General features: G+C 67.4%; 3 protein-coding genes. All 3 read right to left on the reverse strand.

Annotation, left to right across the window (positions count from 1 at the left end; all coding sequences use genetic code 11):
- A partial coding sequence (locus AC1DU6_RS24810; RefSeq protein ID WP_477860321.1) for a DUF3391 domain-containing protein occupies positions 1-194 on the reverse strand: 194 nt, incomplete at its 3' end.
- 251 nt (positions 195-445) lie between these two features.
- The gene (locus tag AC1DU6_RS24815) at positions 446-1804 is read right to left on the reverse strand and encodes a GH1 family beta-glucosidase (protein WP_457323899.1); all 1359 of its coding nucleotides are present in this window, start codon (positions 1802-1804) and stop codon (positions 446-448) included.
- Between the two features lie 351 nt (positions 1805-2155).
- Positions 2156-3183: LacI family DNA-binding transcriptional regulator (locus AC1DU6_RS24820; protein ID WP_477860323.1), on the reverse strand; the 1028-nt coding region annotated here is incomplete at its 5' end.

Raw genomic sequence — 3183 nt, forward strand, 5'->3', positions numbered from 1 at the left:
AGGTCGCTCTTGGCGGGGCTCCAGCRCACCTGGGTCAAGCCAAGGCGGCGCAGGATCAGCAACTGATCGCTGGAGGCGATCTTGAAGCTCGACAAGGGGAAGGGATGCGACATCCAGCCGAGATCCAGATGAATGAACATCCCGACCGCCAACTGGCTGACATCGATCAGTGGATCGCTTGTTCTATCCTGCATTCGCTCAAAACCCGTGCGCCGGGCACCCTCGACCCGGCCCGAGCTCCGGCAGCCCTGCCGCAGTGCTCGAACCGGTCTCCTGTCATACGTCAAATCGGCCGATCGCGCCCGCTACCGGCTGGGAAAAGTACCGGCGGGGCGCAAGTCGGAGCTTAGCGCCTGAACGTGACCGATTTCCCGCCGCTTAGTCGGGGCAAACGCGGAGGAATGCATACCGGACGGCGTGAGTGAGACACGCCGGCGCCCCGTCTTCAGCGAAGCGTGTGGTGCAGGGCGACGAAATCGCGATACCAGTGGGCGCTGTCCTTGAGCAGGCGCTGCTGGGTCTCGTAGTCGACGTGGACGAGGCCGAAGCGCTTGTCGTAGCCGGAGTTCCACTCGAAGTTGTCGAGCAGGCTCCAGTAGAAATAGCCGCGCACATCGGCGCCCAGGCTCATGGCGGTGGACAACGCCTGGAGGTGGGCCGACAGGTAGGCGATGCGCTCCTTGTCGGGTACCCGGCCGTCGACGACGCGGTCGGCATTGGCCATGCCGTTCTCGGTGATGAACATCGGCGGCGGGTTGTACTCGCGCGCCAGGCGCACCAGGTGCTGGGCGAAGACCTCGGGCACGATCTCCCAGCCCATGTCGGTGAAGCCGCGCTTGCCCGGGCCCGGGACGGTCTTGCCGTCCGCGCCGAAGAGGCTGCGCGTGTAGAAATTGATGCCGAGGAAGTCCAGCGGCTGGCGGATGCGGTCCAAGTCGCCGGCTTCGACCCGTGGGGCGTCGGCACCGACGTATTCAACAGCGTCGGCCGGGTAGGCACCGCGGAAGATCGGGTCCATGTACCAGCGCACGTTGAGCCCGTCGTCGATGCGGGCGGCGCGGCGGTCGGCCTCGTTGGGCGTGGCGGGGAAGGACGGCGTGTGGTTGAGGACGATGCCGAGCTTGGTCTTGGTGACCGCGCGCATCGCGGCGATGGCTTCGCCATGGGACAACATCAGGTGGTGGGCCACCTGCAGGCTCTCGGCACGGCTGGTGCGGCCAGGYGCGAACTGTGCGGTCTCGTAGCCCAGGGTCGCCGTGCACCAGGGCTCGTTGTGCGTCGCGATGCTGGCCAGGCGGTCGCCGAAGCGGCGCGCGATCTCGGCGCCGTAGTCGGCGAAGCGGCTGACGATGCCGCGCGACAGCCAGCCACCGATGCTTTCGTCCAGGGCCTGCGGAAGGTCCCAGTGATAGAGGGTGCCGTGGGGCTGGATGCCGACTTCGAGCAGCGCGTCGATGAGGCGGTCATAGAAGGCGAAGCCTGCCTCGTTCCAGGCACCCTCGCCCAGCGGCTGCACGCGCGGCCAGCTGAAGCTGAAGCGGTAGCAGTCCAGGCCCAGGCCCTTCATCAGCGCGACGTCATCGCGGAAGCGGTGGTAGTGGTCGCAGGCGACGTCGATGTTGGACGCGTCCTTGATGCGACCCGGCTGGCGGCAGAAGTGGTCCCAGATGGAGGCGGCCTTGCCGTCCTCGAAGGCGGCGCCCTCGATCTGCGCGGCGCTGGTGGCGACACCCCAGAGAAAGCCGGGCGGGAAGGACTGGGCGAGTGCAGCGGGGTCGATGCGGTCGAGGTTGGCAAGGCTCATAGCGGAGAGGCAGGGGCAAAAAGCTGAGCAAGACGGCGGTGGCGCCGCGACGACGGAGCGAAGACGGGTCAGGAGGGCGGAACGGCCGAATCCGCAGGGCAGCGGCAGCGCTTCATGACGTCTCCTGTGTTGTTTGAATTGGGCGTACCGCTACCAGGCCGACCGCTTTGATGGCGGCGAGCGTCGGACCATCAAGCAGCTTGGGCAAACAGGTTTGAAGCGACACCTGCCCCCGTGGCGCCGCCATCTTGCCCGACAAATGACAACGCTGTCAATACGCGCTGTTAGCGGTAACGGCAGCGCTGCGACGGGCCGATCAAAGCAGGAGGGCCGAGGCGAAAGCGCGCCGGTTCAGCGGGCGCGCGTGGAGTCCCGCACGACAAGTTCGTGCCGCAGCACCTTGTGCAGGTCGGCCTCGTCGGCCGGCCCCGCTGAGGCGTCGGGCCGCTGACCTGCGACCAGCATTTCCACCGCCGTGCGTGCCATCTCGGCGACCGGCTGGCGCACGGTGGTTAGCGGCGGCCACACCAGGGCGGCGGTCGGCGAATCGTCGAAGCCAGCCACCGACAGGTCGTTGGGCACTGGCAGGCCCAGGCGTTGGGCAGCAGCCAACACGCCCAGGGCCATGTCGTCATTGCTGGCGAACACGGCAGTCGGCCGCTGGCGGCGGCTGAGCAATTGATGGGCCGCGTCGCGGCCGCTCTCAAAAGTGAAGGCGCCGGGCTGGATCAGTTCGGGGTCGGGCTCCAGGCCATGCGCGCGCAGCGCGTTGACGAAGCCCTGGTAGCGCGCCGCGCTGGCCGACTGGTCCGGCGGCCCCTTGATGAAGGCGATGCGCTGGTGGCCCAGGCTGAGCAGCAGATTGGTGATCTCTTCGGCCGCATGCACATCGTCCATGCGCACCGAAGGCACCCCACGCAGGTCGCGCTCGGGCGACATCAGCACGCAGGGCGTGCCGTTCTCGCGCAGCGCGGCGAGCACCTCGGGGTTGTCGCACAGCGGCGGCGTCAGGATCATGCCGTCGGGGCGCAGTGCCATCACCATGCGGTCGATCTGCTGGCGCAGGTCGGGCGCATCGTTGTGAAGTGACTCGACAACGAGGTGATACCCCAGTTCGCGGCATCGCACCGTGGCGCCTTGCTGCACGCTGCCGACGAAGATCGCGCTGGGGTCGTAATAGAGCAGGCCGATCAGGAAGGACCGTCCACCTGCGAGGCTGCGCGCCGACTGCTTGGGCCGGTAGCGCAGCGCCTCCACCACCTTGAGTACCTGATCCCGGGTGCTTTCATGCACGCCGGGCTCATGGTTGAGCACGCGCGATACCGTCTTGATCGACACGCCCGCCTCGCGGGCAACGTCGACGATGGTGGGGGTGGTAC

This window comes from Roseateles sp. P5_B10 (assembly GCF_056400485.1).